Source organism: Rhodoflexus sp. (genome assembly GCF_053489755.1).
The window spans coordinates 22,080-42,721 of record NZ_JBRCHD010000032.1 but is presented as its reverse complement, the minus strand read 5'-3'; the positions used below and the strand labels follow the sequence as shown (position 1 = coordinate 42,721).

The 20,642-nt window shown below is 47.7% G+C and carries 13 protein-coding genes and 1 tRNA gene; 6 read left to right on the top strand and 8 right to left on the bottom strand.

Annotated elements, in window-relative coordinates:
* The first annotated feature begins 430 nt into the window (after positions 1–430).
* From ACWIP2_RS07275 to ACWIP2_RS07260, 4 genes are all read left to right on the top strand, one after another.
* Positions 431–1,612: an alpha/beta fold hydrolase gene (locus tag ACWIP2_RS07275; protein WP_448519253.1), complete on the top strand. Its 1,182-nt coding sequence runs from the start codon at positions 431–433 to the stop codon at positions 1,610–1,612.
* An 80-nt stretch (positions 1,613–1,692) separates the two neighbouring features.
* Positions 1,693–1,836, top strand: a complete 144-nt coding sequence (locus tag ACWIP2_RS07270) for a hypothetical protein (RefSeq protein ID WP_448519252.1) — start codon at positions 1,693–1,695, stop codon at positions 1,834–1,836.
* Positions 1,837–1,848: 12 nt separating this feature from the next.
* Entirely contained in the window at positions 1,849–2,247 is a 399-nt protein-coding gene (locus ACWIP2_RS07265) for a hypothetical protein (RefSeq protein ID WP_448519251.1), read from the top strand.
* Between the two features lie 366 nt (positions 2,248–2,613).
* The gene (locus ACWIP2_RS07260; protein ID WP_448519250.1) at positions 2,614–3,471 is read left to right on the top strand and encodes a type 1 glutamine amidotransferase; all 858 of its coding nucleotides are present in this window, start codon (positions 2,614–2,616) and stop codon (positions 3,469–3,471) included.
* A 75-nt stretch (positions 3,472–3,546) separates the two neighbouring features.
* On the opposite strand, the gene accC is transcribed toward ACWIP2_RS07260, so the two are convergent.
* From accC to ACWIP2_RS07220, 8 genes are all read right to left on the bottom strand, one after another.
* Positions 3,547–4,890 carry an acetyl-CoA carboxylase biotin carboxylase subunit gene (accC, locus tag ACWIP2_RS07255; RefSeq protein ID WP_448519249.1) on the bottom strand — a complete coding sequence of 448 codons (1,344 nt, stop codon included), beginning with the start codon at positions 4,888–4,890 and terminating at the stop codon, positions 3,547–3,549.
* Positions 4,891–4,937: 47 nt separating this feature from the next.
* On the bottom strand, positions 4,938–5,432 hold the full coding sequence (gene accB, locus ACWIP2_RS07250; protein ID WP_448519248.1) for an acetyl-CoA carboxylase biotin carboxyl carrier protein: 495 nt from the start codon (positions 5,430–5,432) through the stop codon (positions 4,938–4,940).
* A gap of 101 nt (positions 5,433–5,533) precedes the next feature.
* On the bottom strand, positions 5,534–6,520 hold the full coding sequence (locus ACWIP2_RS07245; protein WP_448519247.1) for a beta-ketoacyl-ACP synthase III: 987 nt from the start codon (positions 6,518–6,520) through the stop codon (positions 5,534–5,536).
* 102 nt (positions 6,521–6,622) lie between these two features.
* Positions 6,623–6,832, bottom strand: coding sequence for a 50S ribosomal protein L32 (rpmF, locus tag ACWIP2_RS07240; protein ID WP_448519246.1), 210 nt, complete (start codon positions 6,830–6,832; stop codon positions 6,623–6,625).
* Between the two features lie 29 nt (positions 6,833–6,861).
* Positions 6,862–7,416 (bottom strand): YceD family protein, encoded by a 555-nt coding sequence (locus tag ACWIP2_RS07235; RefSeq protein WP_448519245.1) that lies wholly within the window; start codon positions 7,414–7,416, stop codon positions 6,862–6,864.
* 86 nt (positions 7,417–7,502) lie between these two features.
* The gene (locus ACWIP2_RS07230) at positions 7,503–8,096 is read right to left on the bottom strand and encodes a PAS domain S-box protein (RefSeq protein WP_448519244.1); all 594 of its coding nucleotides are present in this window, start codon (positions 8,094–8,096) and stop codon (positions 7,503–7,505) included.
* Positions 8,097–8,264: 168 nt separating this feature from the next.
* Positions 8,265–8,336, bottom strand: a tRNA-Glu gene (locus ACWIP2_RS07225).
* 76 nt (positions 8,337–8,412) lie between these two features.
* Positions 8,413–10,932, bottom strand: coding sequence for a T9SS type A sorting domain-containing protein (locus ACWIP2_RS07220; RefSeq protein ID WP_448519243.1), 2,520 nt, complete (start codon positions 10,930–10,932; stop codon positions 8,413–8,415).
* A gap of 391 nt (positions 10,933–11,323) precedes the next feature.
* Between ACWIP2_RS07220 and gatB the strand changes: the two genes are divergently transcribed.
* Positions 11,324–12,799: an Asp-tRNA(Asn)/Glu-tRNA(Gln) amidotransferase subunit GatB gene (gene gatB / locus ACWIP2_RS07215; protein ID WP_448519242.1), complete on the top strand. Its 1,476-nt coding sequence runs from the start codon at positions 11,324–11,326 to the stop codon at positions 12,797–12,799.
* Between the two features lie 264 nt (positions 12,800–13,063).
* On the top strand, positions 13,064–20,584 hold the full coding sequence (gene sov, locus ACWIP2_RS07210; RefSeq protein ID WP_448519241.1) for a T9SS outer membrane translocon Sov/SprA: 7,521 nt from the start codon (positions 13,064–13,066) through the stop codon (positions 20,582–20,584).
* The last annotated feature ends 58 nt before the right edge of the window (positions 20,585–20,642 follow it).

The following is a 20,642-nucleotide window of genomic DNA, read 5'->3' as shown; positions in this document are numbered from 1 at the left end:
TCAGGTTTTAGAGTTCGTGTAGAAAATGCCTTAGCCGGCTGTAAGCACTTTTTTATCAATCAAATCAGGAGCCGCTTTCAGCAAAGAGAGCAAATACTTGAGAATTTTCAACTAAGTGCAGGCTTACATAATTACAAATTGAAATACTCAAGTAATTGATTACCAGTATGTTAAATTCCAAAAACTCTATTATAAAAAAACAAAAAACTAATGACAACATTGCATTTGTGGCAAGGCGGGCAGACGTGCTAAATTAAACATTTGTGCTTTCTATTGGCTTTTGTGCGTGTGGAAGCGGTAGTGCTACTAAGCCCGCCTTTTCCGCAGTTAGCATCACCCGCATCATAGCCAATATCCCCCCCTACTCTTGTAAGGTTTTAACCGCAAAATGAACTAATTTCACGCTGATCAAAACCATTTTGCGTAAAAAATGAACACCATGCTCAAATTCAGCCGTCTGCTGACCATCCTTTCGCTGGCAGGGCTTATTTTCCTGAATGCCTGTACTAACAAAACCGAAGAAATTGTCCCGCAGTTTCTGGTTGAATCCACTACTATTGCCAATGTTAGCAAGGCAGATATTGCCTCACGCTTGCCCGGCATACCGCTGGTGGCCAACTTGACCGTTTTTGATGTCCGTGTCGTGCGCATCGTGTATCGCACCAGAACCCCTGAGGGACAAGAGGTGCAGGCATCAGGTGCGCTGATTTTCCCGACCAACCCAAACCGTCCGCTGGCGCTGTTGAGCCATCACCACGGTACGATTACGAATGATAATCAGGCACCTTCCAACTATACCAACCAGAGCGAGGCATGGTCTATTGGGACTATTCTTGCTTCAGCGGGCTATGTCGTTTCCGCACCTGATTATTTGGGCTACGGCGTTTCCCGCAATATTCCGCACCCCTACGAACACGCCAAAAACACGGCGCAGGTATCGCTGGACATGCTCCGCGCCGTTAAAGAATACTGCCGCACCAACAATGTGCAGCTCAACGACAAACTGTTCCTAACGGGCTACTCACAGGGCGGCGGCGCAACAATGGCGCTGCACAAAAAAATTGAGGAAGAAGCTGCCAACGAGTTCCGCGTTACAGGAAGCGCTCCCGGTGCAGGCGCCTACAACAAAACAGGTTTTGCTGATTTTCTGGTCAATGCAAACCAGCCGCAGCCTGCTATCAATCTTTATTTGTGGGTATTGGATACCTACAACCGCATTTATCGCATCAACCGCCCGTGGACGGCAATGCTGACGCAGCCCTCAGCAGGCGCAGTGCAGGCAAACGGCGTGTTTGCGCCGGTCAATCCTAATCCGCAGCAGTTGTTTACCACAGAATTTGCTACAGGTATCCGCAACCGCAGCGATGCAGCTTTTATCAGTGCCCTACGCGACAACGACGTACACGACTGGCGACCACAAGCTCCCGTGCGTCTCTATCACGGCACAGCAGATACGACAGTGCCACTGTTCCACTCACGCGATGCCCTCAATGCGATGCGTCAGCGCGGTGCAAGCGATGTGCAATTAGTTGAAATCCAAGGCGGCGACCACCTGAGCGCTATTCAGCAGTACATTTTCGGTATGTACTTCTTCTTTGCAGGTTTGCAGTAGGAAACATTGTTTTGAGATAAGCCGAGGATGAAAAAAAACGCTTTAATATCACGGGTACCTGTCTCTCAGAAGATCACTATATGATGGATGATAGTCGCCGTTTCCGAAGTATCATGGCAATGGTGGAATACGGCAACTACTTTGTCATCAACCGCCCGCGACAGTATGGGAAAACAACCATGCTTTTTGCCTTGATGAAACATCTTTGGCAGACTGCTGACTAACTACCCATCAAAATGGATTTTCAGGGCTTGCCTCAGCGAGCAAATGAATCGGAAGACTTTTTTAGTGAGTTATTCTGGCATAACCTTGTCGGCGCAATTCGTCTGGTAGATGAATCATTCGCCGACAAGTTATCCGCGTTTGCACCTTTGACAAGTTTCTCCAAGCTATCCGAACGCATTACTGAATTGTGCAAAAGCACCCCAAAAAAGCTGGTTTTACTGATTGACGAAGTGGATGCCGGTAGCAACTATGATGTTTTTCTGCAATTTCTGGCTACGCTGCGCAACAAGTATCTTCAAAGACACTTCTTGCCTACTTTCCACAGCGTGGTTTTGGCAGGCGTACACGACATTAAATCGCTGAAATTCAAGCTGCGCAATCCTAACGATGCGCAAACCAATAGCCCCTGAAATATCGCTACGGATTTTAAAGTAGTGATGGAATTTTATCCCGATGAAATCGCCTACATGCTGCGCCAATACAGCGAGGCGGAAGGGGTAAAAATCAATTTTGAAGAGTTTAGTTACTAGGCGGGAACCCCAAGCCTATCCTATATTGTTACAGTCCTTGAGCATATGCTCTCAATGTTCACGCAAAGCACTGATTGACAACGGTGTGAATCTACTAACATCTGACTTTCCTCAAGACTTGACTAATGCCAACACGCAGGAGGAATCAACAGTTGTTTTACAGTTATTCCAAGAACAAATTAAACAAATTACTTAACTTGCTTGTTTGTAACTTTCAAAGAAATCTGAACATAATTTTTTGCAGGTATGGGGATCATTACCGAACAATCAATTTTAAGAGTTGCCATTTTGGATTTGTACGACAATTTTCCCAATCAGGGGATGCGTTGTATCAAGCAGATTATTCACGAACAGAGCGGCATAAACGATGGAGTACAGTTAGCTTTTGATGTTTTTGAGTGTCGCTATCGCAATGAGTTCCCCAATCCGGAGCAGTATGACTTATACATTTCTACAGGTGGGCCAGGCAGCCCCTACGACGGCGAGGGCAAGCAGTGGGAAAAAAACTATTTTGGACTCATCGAAAAACTCTGGAGTCATAACCAGAATTATTCAGAAAATAAAAAGCACGTTCTTTTCATCTGCCACTCGTTCCAAATGGTAGTGCGCTTGTTCGATTTGGGGCATGTAACTCAACGTCGTTCCACTTCGTTTGGCGTATTTCCCGTACATAAGACCGTAGAGGGCATGAATGACAGCATTTTGGGACTACTGCCCGATCCGTTTTATGCCGTGGACTCGCGCGACTGGCAGGTCGTACAGCCCAATTTCAACCGCATGCGCGAAATAGGTGCGCAAATTCTGTCATTAGAAAAAATGCGTCCACACGTAGATCTGGAACGTGCAGTGATGGCAATGAGAATCTCTAATGAGTTCTTCGGCACACAGTTCCACCCTGAAGCCGATCCGATTGGTATGAGCATTTACTTCCAGCAAGAAGAAAAACGCGATCAGGTGATCAAGAATCACGGGCTGCAAAAGTATGAGGACATGATTGCACACCTCAACGATCCCGATAAAATTATGCTGACTTACAGCACTCTGATCCCAGCTTTCCTAAATCAGGCAATCAACAGCATGAAAGAAGCGTTTATCAATTCCTAATCAATCCCGACAACAATAAAAAACCCAACGAACTATCGGATTTGTTGGGTTTTTATATTTATCCGATGCCTAAGTTTACAGATTGCTCAGATCAAATCCTTCCAAAAACTTGGTAGTAAAGTTCCCTGCACGGAACTGCGGATCATCCATCAGTTTGATATGAAACGGGATTGTTGTTTGCACTCCTTCAATAACAAACTCTTGCAGGGCGCGCTTCATGCGCACAATTACCTCCTCGCGGGTTTGCCCCGATACAATGAGTTTGGCAATCATCGAATCGTAGTTAGGGGGAATCACGTAGCCTGCGTAAACGTGGGTATCTACGCGTACACCGCGCCCGCCGGGGAGGTGCAGGTTAGTGATTTTGCCGGGTGAAGGGCGGAAGTCGCGTGAAGGATCTTCCGCATTGATGCGGCACTCCATCGCGTGTAGTTGCGGATAATAATTTCTGCCGGAAATACGTTCACCCATTGCAACTTTGATCTGTTCTTTAATTAGGTCGAAGTCGGTTACTTCTTCTGTAATCGGGTGCTCGACCTGAATGCGGGTGTTCATTTCCATAAAATAAAAGTTGCCGTATTTGTCCACAAGGAACTCAATTGTTCCGGCGCCTTCGTAGTTGATGTATGCTGCCCCGCGAATAGCAGCCTGCCCCATACGGTCGCGCAGTTCTTGCGTGATGAACGGCGAAGGTGTTTCTTCAACGAGCTTTTGGTGGCGGCGCTGGATCGAACAATCGCGTTCAGAAAGGTGGCAAACGCGGCCTGTCTGGTCTCCTATGACCTGAATCTCGATATGTCGAGGCTCTTCTACGAATTTTTCAAGGTACAGTCCATCGTTGCCAAAGGAAGCACCTGCTTCCATTTTAGCATCGTGCCATGCTTTTTCGAAGCCCGATTCGTCGTAGATAATGCGCATACCTTTGCCTCCGCCACCCGCCGTTGCCTTGATAATCACAGGGTAGCCGAATTCGGCGGCAAGGCGCATTCCTTCCTCCATGCTTTCCAGCAGACCTTCAGAGCCGGGGATTACAGGCACGCCGGCAGCTTTCATAGTAGCCTTAGCAGTTGCTTTATCGCCCATTGCCTGAATCATCTCGGGAGTTGGCCCGATAAATTTGATGTTGGTTTCCGCACAAATTGCTGAAAATTCGGCATTTTCAGAAAGGAAGCCATATCCGGGATGGATGGCATCGGCGTTTGTAATTTCGGCCGCTGCAATAATGCGCGGGATATTAAGGTAAGACTCTCTGCTGGGGGGCGGCCCGATGCAAACAGCCTCATCGGCAAACTTTACGTGCAGGCTTTCGCGATCGGCAGTAGAGTACACTGCTACGGTTTTGATGCCCATTTCGCGGCATGTGCGGATCACACGCAGTGCGATCTCACCGCGATTTGCAATTAGTATTTTCTTGAACATGAAAGTGCAGGTTTATTTCAGAGCGCCTGTGTTGTTTATCCTACCGCTTAAAATGGCTCGATCAGAAATAGCTCCTGATCGTATTCTACCGGATTGGCATTATCAACCAATACCTTCACTACGCGGCCTTCTACTTCCGACTCGATCTCATTGAACAGTTTCATCGCCTCGATAATGCAGACGACCTGCCCTTTGCGTACCTCGTCACCTACGTTGACATAGGGCGGATTGTCGGGCTTGGAAGAGCGATAGAAAGTACCAATCATTGGCGACTTAATAGCGATCAGTTTTTTGGAAGACTCAGCCGCAGGCTGTGCAGCCACCTCAGCAGGTTTACTTTCTGCAAGCACGGTTTGCGCTTGAGTAAGCGCAGGCGCTGCGATCATTGCTGGCGGGGTTACAACAGGGGCTGCTACGGTAAGTCCCTTCACTTCGGAGTGACGCTTGACCTGTAATTTAAAATCGCCAGTCTCGATATTGACCTCATCTAAACCTGAGCCGGCAATAAAACTGATGAGTTCCTGAATTTCTTTTGCGTCCATAAGATAAAAGATAACATCACCCTAATTTTGGGGGGACTAAATTATGCGTTTAAACTGGAAAGTGAAAGGTTTTTCACTTTTACCTTACCTGCGCCTTGTACTTATATGCCCCACTTCAAATAAACTGCGCCCCAAGTGAACCCTCCACCAAAGGCTGCAAAAATCAGATTATCGCCTTTTTTGAGTTGCTGGCGATAGTCCCACAGACAAAGTGGCAACGTGCCATTGGTTGTGTTGCCGTAGCGATCAATATTTAGCATTACTTTTTCAGGCGGCAGACCTGCGCGTTCGGCAGTTGCATCAATAATGCGCTTGTTTGCCTGATGCGGAACAAGATAGGCAATGTCTTGGCTGTTGAGATTATTTTTCTGCATCAGAATTTCAACAGCTTCTGCCATTTTGGTTACGGCAAATTTGAATACCGTTGCCCCTTGCTGATATACGAAGTGTTCTTTATTAGCTACGGTTTCAGCCGAAGCAGGACGGCGACTGCCCCCTGCCTTCATGTGCAGGAACTCGGCACCGTTGCCATCGGATCGCAGGTAGGCATCTATAAATCCATTGCCTGAAGTATCCGGCTCTAAGAATACTGCCCCTGCCCCATCGCCAAAAATAATACAAGTCGTGCGATCTTCGTAGTTAATGATAGACGACATTGCATCTACACCGACCAAGAGGACTTTTTTATACCTGCCCGATTCGATCATTTGTGCCCCTACGGTCAATCCGTAGAGAAACCCGGAGCAGGCTGCTTGTAGATCGAAACCAAAGGAATTGGCAGCTCCAATTGCTGCACCAATCAGGTTGGCAGTTGCAGGAAATATGTAGTCGGGGGTAGTTGTGCAACAGACAATCGCATCAATTTCCAGAGGATCGGTGGGGCGCATTTCCATCAGGCGTTCTATGGCTTTTATGGCCATGAATGAAGAGCCTTTGCCTTTTTCCAAGATGTGTCTTTCACGAATACCAGTGCGGCTTACGATCCATTCGTCGTTGGTTTCTACCATCAACTCTAGATCTTTATTTGTCAGAACGCCATCGGGTACGTAGCCGCCTACGCCGGTAATACTTGCGCGAATCGCTGCCATACGGTTTGGTTGATAAAAAATGTTTTGCAATATAAAAAGGAGAAGCGCAATCACTTCTCCTTCAGGTGTAAATTTTTCAGGCAATTATCTTCATTAGAAAAACTACTGCTCGTTTTCGGCAGCCTCTGCGGCTTCTTTAACTGCAACCAGTTTGCCGTTGTAATACATATTGCCTTCAAAGAAATACGCGCGATGTGGCAGGTGCTCAACACCTGTCGTCTGGCAAACTGTTGTTTGCTTCGGTGTCAATTTGTCGTGTGTTCTTCTTTTATCGCGACGGGTTTTGGATATTTTTCGCTTGGGATGTGCCATGACTACTAATGATTAAATCGTTCAAAAATTTATTCCAAATTCTTAAATTTGTCTCTAAGAGCTTTCCAGCGCTCGTCTAAAGGTTGGTTTGCTTCCTCCTCGTCGCTGTCCTCGTCCGTCCGAGAAGAGTAAATAAGCAATGCTTCATCATCATCTGTCCCATTGGCGCTGTCAGTACGCAGACTGGGATGTAGTTTCCTCATCGGTACGGAAAGTGCGATAAAGTCATAGATATGATGCGCAATATTGATGGTTGGTGTTCCATGAGAAATGACCATCACATCGTCGGCGAGTTCTTTGTCTTCTTCACCAAACTTGTAGAATACGCGCTCGTGAACCTCTATCGGCTCGGTGAAAAGTTCAAGCGTGCGATCGCAAGTAAGCTCCAGCGTTCCTGTAATGGTAAAATTAAGCGTTAATACACCCGAAGATTTTTCCAAATCTAACACCACCATGCAGCCGCCCTGACTCAATATTCCGCCTTCGAATAATTGAAAAAACGCTTCGTCTATTTTGTATTCATAGCGATGCGTTTTTTCCTTGAGCGCAAGAATATCTATGTCATATAACTTAAGCGGTTTCAATAGCCGATTGCTTTTGGGTGCGCAAAGTTAAAGGGATCGCTTTTTATTTGCAAGCAATCCAATCAAACTTTGCTCGCAGTTGGGGTTTATTCAAAAATCAATTTATCCAGTACTTCGCTGTATTCGACCATGCGCTCGATTACTACTTTATTGAAATCATCCTGATAATCATCGAAGTTAAATACCTGTAGCAAGCCGAAAATACCGATCAATGCGTCTTTCACTTCAGCGGGCAACTGCGATAAATATCCTTTGATACTTTCTTTTTTATGATCTTCCAACATCATTAATTTTTGAAGTTTCTGGGTATAATTTTCCAGATCTTTACGGGCTTTTTGTGCGGAGGTAATATCAAAACCTATGCAACGGATACCGATAGGTTTATCTTCCAGATCTTTTGCCATCGAAAACTCCCATGCTGTCCAGAAAAAATCGCCGTTTTTATTTGGCTTACGCACATCAATCGGGATGACCTTATCAGGGTTCATTATAATTTCATAGGCAACCTGATTGCAACGCTCTACATCTTCGGGATGCACCGAATTGGCAAAGTCACTGCCAAGCAGGTCTTTTTCTACAAATCCGAACTTGCGCATGAAATAATCATTTACATAAACATATCTGCCTTCCAGATCGGTAATGATGTGGTAGAAGGTAGATGAATTACTAAGAAACTCCATCGGGTGAAGATTTAGAAAAGAAAGTAATGTAAGCCGATTGACATCAAATTTACCAAAGGATTAGATTACTGTAAAATTACAAACTATTTAGCGCATCCGTTGGTAAGAAGACAATATTTTTACTGGCGGGCAAATAAAAAGCTACTACAAAATGAGTAGTAGCTTTCGTACACCGTACGGGAATCGAACCCGTGTTTTATCCGTGAAAGGGATACGTCCTAACCCCTAGACGAACGGTGCGTTCCTTAATTGTGGCACAAAGGTAGGGCAGTGATCTTTATCTTGCAATACTTCGCCACAATTTTTTCGGATTCTTTTAGTACACTATCTTATGACGCTTAGATATGCCGCCTGAAGTACGTACTTCTACGACATAAACTCCTTTGGCTGCTCGTGGAAGCGCAAGACGTTGTATGTGGTTGCCGATAGGAATTTCCAGCGACTGATGGCTGACCACAGCCCCTGTCAGCGAATAAATAGTAACGAAAGCGTTGTCTGGTTTATCAAAATTTGTCCGAATAGCAATTTCGGCGCTGCTGCCATCGTGATAAATTTCTGTCAGACGGGTGTCTGTTGCATTGACAGTAATGGCAATCATTTTGGAGTAGCTGGCCGTACCGTCGTAATCGACTTGTCGCAGGCGGTAGTAAAATGTTTGTGGTACTTCCAACACGTCTTCATAGCCATACCGTTGTAAGCGGTTGCTATTACCTGCTCCGGCTATGAAGGCAATTTCTCTGAAAACAACGCCGTCGGGGCTGCGTTCTAATCCGAAGCCTTTGTTATCTCTCTCTGACGCGGTTGTCCAACTGATGAGATTAACCCTGCCTTTATTAACGCCCCTGAAGTCTGCCAACTCTACGGGCATCAACTCGCTACAGAGTATACTGGCCGTGCTGCTTTGTGCGCTGCCGCAGGCATTGGTCGAAACAGTGAAATTGTAGCCCATATCGTTAAGCGTTCCAGAGGTAACGACTTTGTAGCGCAATGTAACCTGTCGCTTGGCTGGTGTGCCACCCAGAAGGATATTTCCTACTACCTGAGGGCCGTTAGGAGCATTTGCCGCCGCATTAGCGACAACCGGAGTATCAGTTATCGGATTGGCAAAACTGTAGTTTGGCAAAGTAGGCGTAATTGTAAAAGACAGCGCAGGTAACGAGAATTTAGCATCACTGTAAACTATATTTACATCCATGAACTCCCCATTGGTAAACACGCAAGGGTCTGCACCAGGAAAGAGTCCTGATATATCAAACAACGAATTGTCGTTAAAAAATGGAATGGTTATCTTATCTTCGGCTACATACCACCAAGTATTAATGGTTTCAGAGTTGCCGTTGGCGCCTCTGCCTGTAAATCGGTGGCAGCCGATAGTACCCGCCGGAATAGGCGCAGGATAAGCAGGTGGAACGGGCGAAGACGTACAGCCTGCCAGATTGATATGCCCGTCTAAGGCTGTTCCCGTTGGCATATTGAGCGTGCCGTTGGTATCGTCCCAATACAAACGCGGAGGCGCTACAGGATTGCCACAGGCATTTGTCAGCGGGCGTACCAATCGCACCACAAAGCCATTGGGATGATCTTCAATATCGTAGATCGGTAAATTAGTTCTGCCTGCCTGAAAATTGACGATGATAGAAATATCGCCATCGGGTACCTGTACGCCTAAGCCGTCTAAACCATCCCACGCAACACACTTGGTTTCAGGTGCCCCGGGCGCATTGAACTGTGTAGTCAGGCGTACATCTCTTGTACCGGGTGTGAATACACCATCGGGAATACTCGGGTGCAGGTCTATGATAACCTCTACCTCGCCATTAGCCTGCGCCACTACGTTGATGCAATAAGGCGAGTTCTGATCGCACTGCACTACCGAAGCAGTAAATAAGCAACCGATTGTACCGTTAGGAAACTCGTTTACGTCTGGATCTTGCAGAAAAATGCGATACAACGGCGAATGAAGCGCCACAGGAGCGTTCAGCCCCCAACGCGAACGCCTATTGACAATAAAATTATTGGCAGGAGCAGCGGGCAGGGTAGCAATACCATCGCGGTTGCAGCTCACCACAAAACCAAAAGGACGCATCCCATTGAAGTTGATCTCTGTTACTACGCCGTCATCGGAGTAGGGATAGGCGCGTCCATTGTAAGGTACGTTGCCATCGCCTGTGTTCCAACACCAAGCCCGCGACCAGAGACGACCGGGGATAGCAGTAGCAGTTACCCCGCCTGCTACAGAGGTAACTACACCTGTATTCACATCCCCGCCTGTTTGCGTAACAGTAAAACCTCCTACCCCAGTAGCAACCGTCAGATCAAATAACTGTAATAAGGCTTTACGAGCGCCTGCAGGGGCAACAACTGTATTGGTAGCTATGTCATATGTTTCGAACTCAATGCGAAAATCGCCTGTCATATTAGGAGTAAACATCAGCGCATGATAACCTCCCGCACCTACTAACTGCGCTGGCCCGGCCACGCAGCGGTTGTAAGCAGCCAGATTCTCTTCACCAATGAAGCCTACACCACTTACAGGAACAGCCTGCTCTGGCAAGACAACCGCTCCTGTAGGATCTAAAATCCGAAAACGCAACTCGCGCGCAGGTGCATTGGCTGCAGCAGGCAAAGGCAGTGCCTCGTTGGGCGGGCTTATATTAGCATTATTACCCATATTGGTAGTTTTATAGCGACCAAAGCCTATATACACACGCTCATTTGTATTCCTGATGCGGAAATAGATGCGCCGCTCGTCTGTAGCACCGTAAGCAGCAAAATTATTTGTTGTATTGGGATCTAACAGGTGCAGAAAACCTCCATCGGCATATGTTGGTCGCATCTGGGGTGTCCCCTCAGCAAACGCAAGCAGGCGACAAAATCCAAGTAACAGTAAAAGCAGTAGAGAGTTTTTCATACAACCTTAGAATAGTTATATATTTTATTGATTAACGACAAAAATACCGAGCGCGTATAGTCTTTTAAGAGCGGGTTTGTTGCTGAGCTTGTATGTTTTCATGCCCAACAGTCGTTTTTTACAAAGAAACATTCAGCATCAGGCAAATATTTAGTAGTAAATCACTCACAGAATGCTTGTTCAAGGCGGTTTTGAACACTATGTCGGATAGTCTTTCACGTGTACCTTTATATTACTATATACATTTTTAGAGGATCAGAAGAATTTAGAGGACAAATCTGATAGGTTTTTCCTTAAATTCGCAGGCACAAGCATTATGAGAACAGTTTCGGAAACCACGTTATCCCAATACGAGTTGGTCGTCGGATTGGAAGTGCATGCGCAGTTGAGCGCAGCAAGTAAGATTTTTGCAGCAGATGCCAATCGCTTTGGAGATGCGCCCAACACGAATGTAAGCGCAATCACGCTCGGACATCCGGGTACGCTGCCCATGCTGAACCAAGCCGTAGTCGAAATGGCAATCAAAATGGGATTAGCCTGCCATTGTGAAATTTCTCGGTACAACATCTTCGATCGCAAAAACTATTTCTACCCCGATTTGCCCAAAGGCTTTCAAATTACACAAGACAAAACTCCCATTTGCAAAGGTGGCTACTTAGACGTAAAAGCCCGCCAAGGCAACAGCAAAGAATATTGGGTAAAGCGTATTCGCCTCAATCGCATCCACTTAGAGGAAGATGCGGGCAAATCAATCCATCCTGCCGATGCTGCCTATTCGCTAATTGATCTGAACCGCGCAGGTACGCCTCTGATCGAAATTGTAACCGAACCAGATATTCGCCGCGCAGAAGAAGCTGTCGCCTACCTGAATCTAGTGCGCCGCTTGATGCGCTATCTTGGCATTTGCGACGGCAACATGGAGGAAGGCTCAATGCGCTGCGATGCCAACGTCTCTGTCCGTAAAAAAGGCAATCCCCAACTGGGGCAAAAAGTGGAAATAAAGAACATGAACTCGATGCGCAACGTACAACGCGCCATCGAGCATGAATTTGTCCGTCAGGTAACTTTATTAGAAAATGGCGAAAAAGTTACCTCAGAAACGCGCCTGTTCGATGTTAATAGTGGTCGTACTTTTGCTATGCGCAACAAAGAAGAACTCAATGACTACCGCTACTTTCCCGAGCCGGACTTAGCGCCATTTGTGATAACCGAAGAACAACTCGCCCGCATTCGTGCACAGATGCCTGAACTGCCCGAGCAATTGATCGAAAAATTCCGCAAAGTGTACCAACTGCCCGAATACGACGCAACTGTACTGACAGAAGAGCGTGAACTGGCACAGTTTTTTGAGGAAGTTTGCCACCTTACTAAGCACTACAAAGCTGTCTCTAACTGGCTGATGGGGCCTGTCAAGTCTTATCAGAATGATAACGGAAGTAACATAATACCGCTGACAGCCAAACAGCTGGCAGATATAACAGAACTGGTTGAGCGAGGTTCGGTCAGCTTTTCGGTCGCTTCCAAAGAATTGTTTACCGCGCTGACCGGGCAGCCCGAAGCACAAGCTGAGGAAACTGCCCGTCGCCTGAATCTGATACACGACAGCCGTACAGATACGCTACTACCGCTTATTGAAGATGTAGTAGCAAGGTTTCCCAACGAGGTTGCCGCCTATAAAAAAGGCAAGAAAAACCTGATCGGCATGTTCATGGGAGAGGTAATGAAGGCTTCCGCGGTTAAAATTGATCCCAAAAAGGCAAGTGAAATTTTGCGCCACGTATTAGAATCTTGAAACGCTGATTATTCCTTTCATTTGTAAAGTCCATGTCTTTTTTGCTTACTTTGCATAAAGTTACAATTCGCCTATGACGAAACTTTACCCGATTGGCGCAATAATCAGGGGATAATGCTTAAAAATAGTTCTTTTGCAGGTATATATTACTTGTTATTGCTCTGTGCAACAATTTGGATATCAGAAGTACATGCACAGGGAAATCCAGAACGCAACCCAACTAACCGACCAGCTCAAACAAGACCTGCTAATCCGGCTGCTGACATGGCAATAGCGCCGGATACTACTGACTTTGACGAGCCGGATACTACGCGCTTGGGCAGCGGTATTGACAGAAGAGCAGCTACACAACCTTTTTCGCTCCGCGATCGGGAAATAGAGCGCTACTCAGGCTTTTTTACGCCCTATCGCCAGCGCACTTCGCCCCTCTTAGGCCCTTCTATCAGTCCTAAGATAGAATTGGACTCAAGCGGGCAGTTTTACAATCTTCGACAGCAACTCGGCAACTTCAACTATCGAATACCAGCCAGAACACCTTTCAGCGAACTTGAACGGGCGCGGGCTGCCGAACTTTCGCGCAATTATTACCGAACGCTCTCTCGCGCTGCCGATGGATCAGATCCTGTTAAATCGGGGCGCTTGGTTCCTTTGATTAAACTCCCCCCGCTGGCCGATCGCCTTTTTGGGGGCAGCAACATAGATATCCAGCCGAATGGCACAATTTTACTCGATTTGGGCGGCAAATGGCAACGAATAGAAAACCCTCAGATTCTATTACGACAACAACGCAACGGAGGTTTATTTTTTGACCAACAAATTCAACTCAACTTGGTCGGAAAAATTGGAACTAAGCTCAACCTGAACTTCAACTGGGACACGAAAAGCTCTTTTCAATTTGAGAATACCTTCCTGACAGGTTACACGGCACAGGAAGAAGACATCATCCAAGAGGTAAACGTAGGCAACGTCAGTATGCCAGTTAGCAATGGTCTGATTACAGGTGCTCAGAACCTCTTCGGCGTCAAAACCCGCCTGCGTTTCGGTAAATTATGGATCAATGCCATCGCCTCACAATCGCGCGGGACAGTAGAAACAATGCGTATTCGCGGCGGAGCGCAGGTTCGCCCCTTTGAAATCCGCGCCGATAGCTACGACGAAAACCGACATTTTTTTCTGGGACAATTTTTCCGCCATAACTACGAGCCTTCCCTGCGAACTATTCCCGTTATTACATCGGGGGTAGTAGTAACTCGCGTAGAAATCTATGTAACCAACCGCAACAACAACACACAAACGCTGCGCAACGTGGTTGCAATGCTGGACTTAGGCGAGGGTGAACCCTTCCGACCCGACAATCCTAATATTGCTCCTGCAACAGGGCGCGGGCCTTCTGACAACAATGCTAATCGCCTGTTTGCCAATTTGGAGGCCAACCCTGCTGTGCGCGACCCGGATCGGCTTCGCGATGTAATGGAGCGCCAATACGGACTCGTCAGAGGTACAGACTACGAATTGCTGCGCGGTGCGCGTCGCCTGCAACCCAACGAGTACGTGCTCCACCCTAACTTAGGCTACATATCCTTGGTTACTCCGCTGCGCAACGATGAAGTCTTGGCAGTGTCGTTTGAATATACATTCAACGGGCAGGTTTATCGCGTAGGCGAACTGACGGAAAACTACCAAGATCGCCCTAACAACGACATCATCCTGATGAAGATGCTGCGCCCTTCCACCATTCGGAAAGACATTCCTTCGTGGGATCTGATGATGAAAAATATTTATTCCCTGCAAACCCAACAACTGGAGCGCAACAATTTCCAGTTGCGCATTGTCTATCGCGACGACGCTACGGGGATTGACAACCCGAGCCTGTTGGAAGGTGCTAATCTGCGCGATGTTCCGCTGGTACAGGTCATGCGGCTGGACTTACTTAACCAAAACAACGATCCGCAACCCGATGGCAACATGGATTTTATTGAAGGCATTACTGTAGATTCGCGCAACGGGCGGATCATCTTCCCTGTACTGGAACCCTTCGGATCGCATCTGGAACGGCAGTTTATTCCACAGGTCGAACAACAGCTAATCAATCAATACGTCTTTAATGAACTTTATCGCGGTACGCGGATGGACGCGATGCTGCTCACAAACAAGAGCAAGTTTTTCATTAAAGGAAGTTTCCAATCGGCGAGTTCCAGCGAAATCCGCCTGAACGGCATCAACATTGCGCCGCAATCGGTGCAAATCCGCGCCGGCGGTACAATGCTCATGGAAGGTATTGACTATACCGTTGATTATCAAATGGGTATGGTGCGTATCACCAACACAGGCATCCTGAGTTCGGGCAAAGAGATTGTAATCCAGTATGAACGGCAGGATCTGTTCAATTTCCAAACCCGCAACCTTGTTGGTACAGATCTGGAATACCGCTTCAGCAACGATTTCCGCATTCATACAACGCTGATGCACATGAACGAGCGCCCGAATATTACGCGTGTGAGCATCGGTGCAGAACCGACCCGCAATACGCTGTGGGGTATGGGCTTAAACTACCGCAAGGAAAGCCGCTGGCTGACGCGCATGATAGACAAACTACCGCTTGTCAGCACCAAAGCCCCATCCACAATTGCTTTCAGCGGCGATTTTGCGCAGATTATCCCCGGTGCCAACCAACTTATTGGTGCAAATGGCGGAACAGCCTTCATTGACGACTTTGAGGGGGCTGAAGTGCCTTATGAACTGGGAAGACAGCCCCAAACTTGGGCATTAGGCAGTACGCCCAACCAGTTTCGCCCGGCAACACCCGGCAATCCCTTAGAGTATGCTTATCGCCGTGCGCGCTTGGCTTGGTACACGGTTGATAATACTGTATTTTTCAATCGAGGACTTGGACAAGCACCGCCCGCCAACATCACCCAACAGGACAGATGTAATCACTATGTACGTCCGATTGCTTTTGACGAAATTTTCAGAGGCCGCGATCCGCAGATGCTCAATAACCCTGAACTAACGATGGATCTGGCCTTTTATCCCGACGAGCGAGGTATGTACAACTACAATCCTAACCTTACACCTGAGGGACGCTTACCCAACCCGCGCCAAAACTTTGGCGCTATTACCAAAGGCATCATACATGACATTGATTTTGATAATATCAACATTCAGTACATCGAGTTCTGGATGCTTGATCCCTTCATTAGCGGACAAAATGGACAAATCGTGCGCAATATCAACGGACGCAACGTAGCCACCAACAATACAACGGGCGGCAAACTGTTCCTGAATCTGGGTAACATTTCGGAAGATTACATTCCCGACGGGCGGCATGGCTTTGAAAATGGCTTACCAACCACCGACACCGACCGCGACACAGTCCGCACAGACTGGGGGATTGTTACCCGCAAACCCTATTTGACCAATGCCTTTGCCGCCGAACCGGGTGCAAGATTGCGTCAGGATGTAGGTATGGACGGGCTTAACGACGAGGGTGAGCGACAATTTTTCCGCGACTACCTCAACCAGGTGCGTGGGCGGGTAAGCGGCGCTGCCTTCGCAGCAATCGAGCGCGACCCTTCGGCAGACAATTTCTCATTCTATCTTTCGGAAGAAGCCACCGCACAAGACCTGAAAATATTTGATCGCTATCGTTTTTTCAATGGCATGGACGGCAACTCGCCCGAGGGCGCAGGCACAGAATCGAATAGTTTTCTGCCTGATAATGAAGATCTTAACCGCGATAATACCCTCAACGATATTGACGCTTATTACGAATACGAAATAGACCTGCGTCCGGGCCGATTAGGCAGCAATCCCTACGTAGTAGATAGGGTTGTAACTTCTTCGCGCACCAGTTGCGAGGAAACCGTAACATGGTATTTGTTCCGTATTCCTATCCGCGATTTCACACGTGCTGTAGGGGGGATCAACGATTTTAAGTCTATCCGCTTTATTCGTGTTTATATGACCGACTGGGAGCAGCCCGTAGTACTTCGGATGGCACATTTCCAATTGGTAGGTGCGCAGTGGCGGCCTTTTCTGGAAAGTTTAGAGCAGCCCGGACTACAAGTACCACGCGAGCTGACCCGCACCACTTTCACTATCTCATCGGTCAATGCAGAGGAAAACGGTCCTGAAAAAACCGAGTCGGGACGCACGCCTTATGTACTGCCTCCGGGTTTTGTCCGCGATCTGGACTTTGCCAGCAATACACAGGCGCGTCTCAACGAGCAGTCGCTGCGTTTGTGCGTAGACAACCTCGCCGACCGCGATGCAAGAGCCGTGTTCAAGAATTACATTGTGGACATGGTAAACTACGAACGCATCAAAATGTTCGTCCATGTAAGTCCGTTTAACCGCTTTATCCCGCTGAATGACAACGACATCAACGTTTTTGTCCGCTTCGGCACGGATTTTAAAGAAAACTATTACGAAATACAAATGCCTTCGCAAGTTACCCCCTTGGGGACTGTTACAGCAGAAGGTATCTGGCCGGAAGAAAACAGCCTCGATATCGGGGTAATGGAGTTGGTAAAAGCCAAAGCCGAACGCAACCGACTGGGTTTATCGGTGCGGCTGCCCTACATTACGCAAATCGGACGCTTTCAGGTTACTATTGTCGGCAACCCCGACCTAAGCAACGTGCAAACCATTATGATTGGCATTCGCAACCCCGAAACTGCTGACGGACGACCGCAGTCTGCCTGTATCTGGGTCAATGAACTGCGCGTTACGGGCTTCAACCGCCGTCCGGGATGGGCTGCACAGGCACGTCTGAATGCAACACTTGCCGATCTGGCTGTGCTGAATGCCTCGATTCGATACTCTTCGCCGTTTTTTGGTGGAATACAAGACAGGATTTCCGACCGCACCCGCGAGCATTCGATGGAATACGACATTGCCTCAACCATTCAACTGCACAAATTCGGATTGGAGCGGATCGGTTTAAACCTGCCTATGTTCGTCAGCTACGAACGTCGCCTGATGACACCTTATTTCAATCCCTTAGATCCTGATATGCCGCTGGAGCTTGCGCTGGCAACGCGCCCTAACGCAGGAGAGATCGGGCTGCGCAACCTCGTACGCGACGACATGGTGCGTCGCAGCATCAACTTTACCAATGTGCGTAAAACCAAAATGCGACAAGGCGCAAAAACCAACCTTTGGGACGTGGAGAACCTTGCGCTCAACGTAGCTTATGCAGACGCGTTGAACACCAATATTCTGAAAGCCGAGTACATCGAACGCTTTACTAAAGTCGGGCTGCAATACAATTTCAATAACCCGTCGCCTTCGCCTTTCGAGCCGTTCAAAAATGTGGTTTTTCTCGATGCGCCTTATCTCAAATTCTTGAAAGATTTCAACATCAATCCGATGCCTGCAAGCATCACCGTAACAGGCGATATAGACAGGCGATTCATCAAAACGCAGTTGCGCAATGCAGAACTCAATACATTTGGCGTAGCCCCACTATTCGAGAAGGCTTTCACCTTTAACCGCGCCTACAACTTGCGCTGGAGTCTGACAAAATCGCTGGGTATGGACTACAACGCACAGGCTTTTACCATCATAGACGAACCTATTGGCGAGATCAATAATGAATTGGTAGATCCGCGCAGGAATGTTACCCGCCGCGACTCTGTGATTAATAATATCCTCCGTTTGGGGCGCATGAGAAACTATGTACAAACGGTCGGAGTGCAATACGAAGTACCCTTTAAGATGTTCCCCGCCACAGACTGGCTGAGCGCCAACGCCCGCTATCAGGCAGGCTACACATGGACGGCAGGAGCTGTGGGTATAGCCGATACGTTGGGCAATACCATGCAAAACAACAACGGTATGCGCATTTCGGGGCAAATGAACATGCGGACGCTATATAACAAAAGTAGGATTCTAAAAGCGCTGCTCAGCCCCAACAGGCAAGGGCAGCCTGCACAAACCGAACCTTGGGGCGAAGCCAGAAAACGGCGTTTGCAGGCGCGCATAGACCGCAACAGTAGGCGAAAAGACGCGCTTACAGGTACAAAAACCGATGACAGAGTAGCAATGGGCGGGCAACTTCCCATCGAGCTTTCACCGCGTCAAATGCGCTACCAGTCTAAGATAGACCGCTACGAAGGCAGCATTCTTGAAATTCTGTTCGACTCGGTGCGCTATGCCAAACGCATTGATCGTTTCCGTAGAAAAATTGAGCGTTTGAAACTCAAAATGAATCCTACAGAAGCAATGCGGGTAAAAGATAGCATCCGTTTGCTAAAACAGGCAGCCAAAGTAAAGCCGATTGACTCGGCGCGATTAGAGAAGCGCTTAGCCAAAATTGATGCCCGAATTAAGCGACTGCAAGCCAAAATAGCAGCAGTAGAAGCCAAGCAGGGTATCAAAAAATCGGAACCACTGAAGCCGACGGGCGCTCCGGCAACTATCGCACGCCTGCTTACATCGGTACAGAACGTGCAGGTAAATTACGATGCTACGCGCAACACGATGATTCCGGGCGTACTTACTGTGCCGCGCTTCCTCGGCATGGACAGAGATTTTAACAATCCGGGCTGGGGATTCGTATTTGGCAGCCAAGATATTGGTATTAAGGACAGACTCGCACAAAATAATGCGCTTTCTATCAGTCCGCTGCAAAACAACTCATTCATGCAGGGGCGCAATACTAACCTGAACATTATTGCCAATATCTCCCCTACCCGCGATTTCGACTTGCGCATGGATTGGCGCAAAATCACGACAGGTAATTACAGCGAAGTATTCCGATTCAATACAGCGCTGGGGGCGCACGAATCGCAGTCACCAATGCGCAGCGGGCAGTATAACATTAGCTTCAATACACTGCGGACAGCCTTTCGCCGCGATAATTCGGCTAATCAATCGCCTTTATTCGATGATTTCATCAGCAATCGCGAAGTGATCCGCCGCCGTTTGGAGACAGAGGTGCCCGGCGCTAATTTCAATCTAAACAGTCAAGATGTACTTGTTCCGGCATTTTTGGCTGCTTACACGGGCAGAGACGCGAATAATCAGCCGCTGTCGGCTTTCCCGCGTATGCCGCTCCCCAACTGGCAGCTGACCTATACCGGTCTGACTCAATTAGAATTCTTTAAGCAGTACTTCCGCCAGATCCAGATCAAACACAGCTACAAAAACGACTATAATGTTGGCAACTTTACCTCCTCGCTGCTGTACGGGCCGGAGTTTCTCCGTTTAGATGTTCGCGAACACGCCCTGCCTTTTCCGATCATAGACCCTGTTACGCAGGCGATTGTGCCAATTTTCGTCCTGAATCAGGTAACGATTGATGAGAATTTTGCGCCGCTGGTGGGCTTAACGATGCGCACTAATAAAAATATGACCATTACGGTGAACTACAACAAGCGCCGCACGCTTGGCATGACACTCAACAACGCACAAATCAGCGAAATGCGGAATGATGATATTACAGTAGATGTGGGCTTTACAAAGGCTAACCTGCGGATACCGTTCAAAATTGATGGCGGCTACACAGTGCTGAAAAATGACCTGACTTTCCGCATGTCGTTCACCATTCGCGATACGCGCACCCTCCAACGCCTGATTCAAGACAATTTGCAGGAAAGCATTGCCACCATGGGCAATTACAACCTGCAACTGCGCCCGACGATCAACTATGTAGTCAATCAGCAGGTGAGCGCACAACTCTACTTCGATCGTCAGATTAATAATCCGCTGGTGTCCAACTCGTTCCGCCGAACCAATACAGCATTTGGCTTTCAAGTACGATTCAATCTGGCACAGTTGTAAAAAGAAAACACAGATAAGTGCAAAAAAATATTTTCAAAATGCATGATTAGACGCAATA

Bases quoted from the DNA above. Each gene is read 5' to 3' on its own strand.
- gatB (WP_448519242.1), top strand. From the start codon at position 11,324: ATGAGAACAGTTTCGGAAACCACGTTATCCCAATACGAGTTGGTCGTC.
- ACWIP2_RS07275 (WP_448519253.1), top strand. From the start codon at position 431: ATGAACACCATGCTCAAATTCAGCCGTCTGCTGACCATCCTTTCGCTG.
- ACWIP2_RS07265 (WP_448519251.1), top strand. From the start codon at position 1,849: ATGGATTTTCAGGGCTTGCCTCAGCGAGCAAATGAATCGGAAGACTTT.
- ACWIP2_RS07270 (WP_448519252.1), top strand. From the start codon at position 1,693: ATGATGGATGATAGTCGCCGTTTCCGAAGTATCATGGCAATGGTGGAA.
- accB (WP_448519248.1), bottom strand. From the start codon at position 5,432: ATGGACGCAAAAGAAATTCAGGAACTCATCAGTTTTATTGCCGGCTCA.
- ACWIP2_RS07260 (WP_448519250.1), top strand. From the start codon at position 2,614: ATGGGGATCATTACCGAACAATCAATTTTAAGAGTTGCCATTTTGGAT.
- ACWIP2_RS07220 (WP_448519243.1), bottom strand. From the start codon at position 10,932: ATGCGACCAACATATGCCGATGGAGGTTTTCTGCACCTGTTAGATCCC.
- sov (WP_448519241.1), top strand. From the start codon at position 13,064: ATGGCAATAGCGCCGGATACTACTGACTTTGACGAGCCGGATACTACG.
- rpmF (WP_448519246.1), bottom strand. From the start codon at position 6,832: ATGGCACATCCCAAGCGAAAAATATCCAAAACCCGTCGCGATAAAAGA.
- ACWIP2_RS07245 (WP_448519247.1), bottom strand. From the start codon at position 6,520: ATGGCAGCGATTCGCGCAAGTATTACCGGCGTAGGCGGCTACGTACCC.
- accC (WP_448519249.1), bottom strand. From the start codon at position 4,890: ATGTTCAAGAAAATACTAATTGCAAATCGCGGTGAGATCGCACTGCGT.
- ACWIP2_RS07230 (WP_448519244.1), bottom strand. From the start codon at position 8,096: ATGGAGTTTCTTAGTAATTCATCTACCTTCTACCACATCATTACCGAT.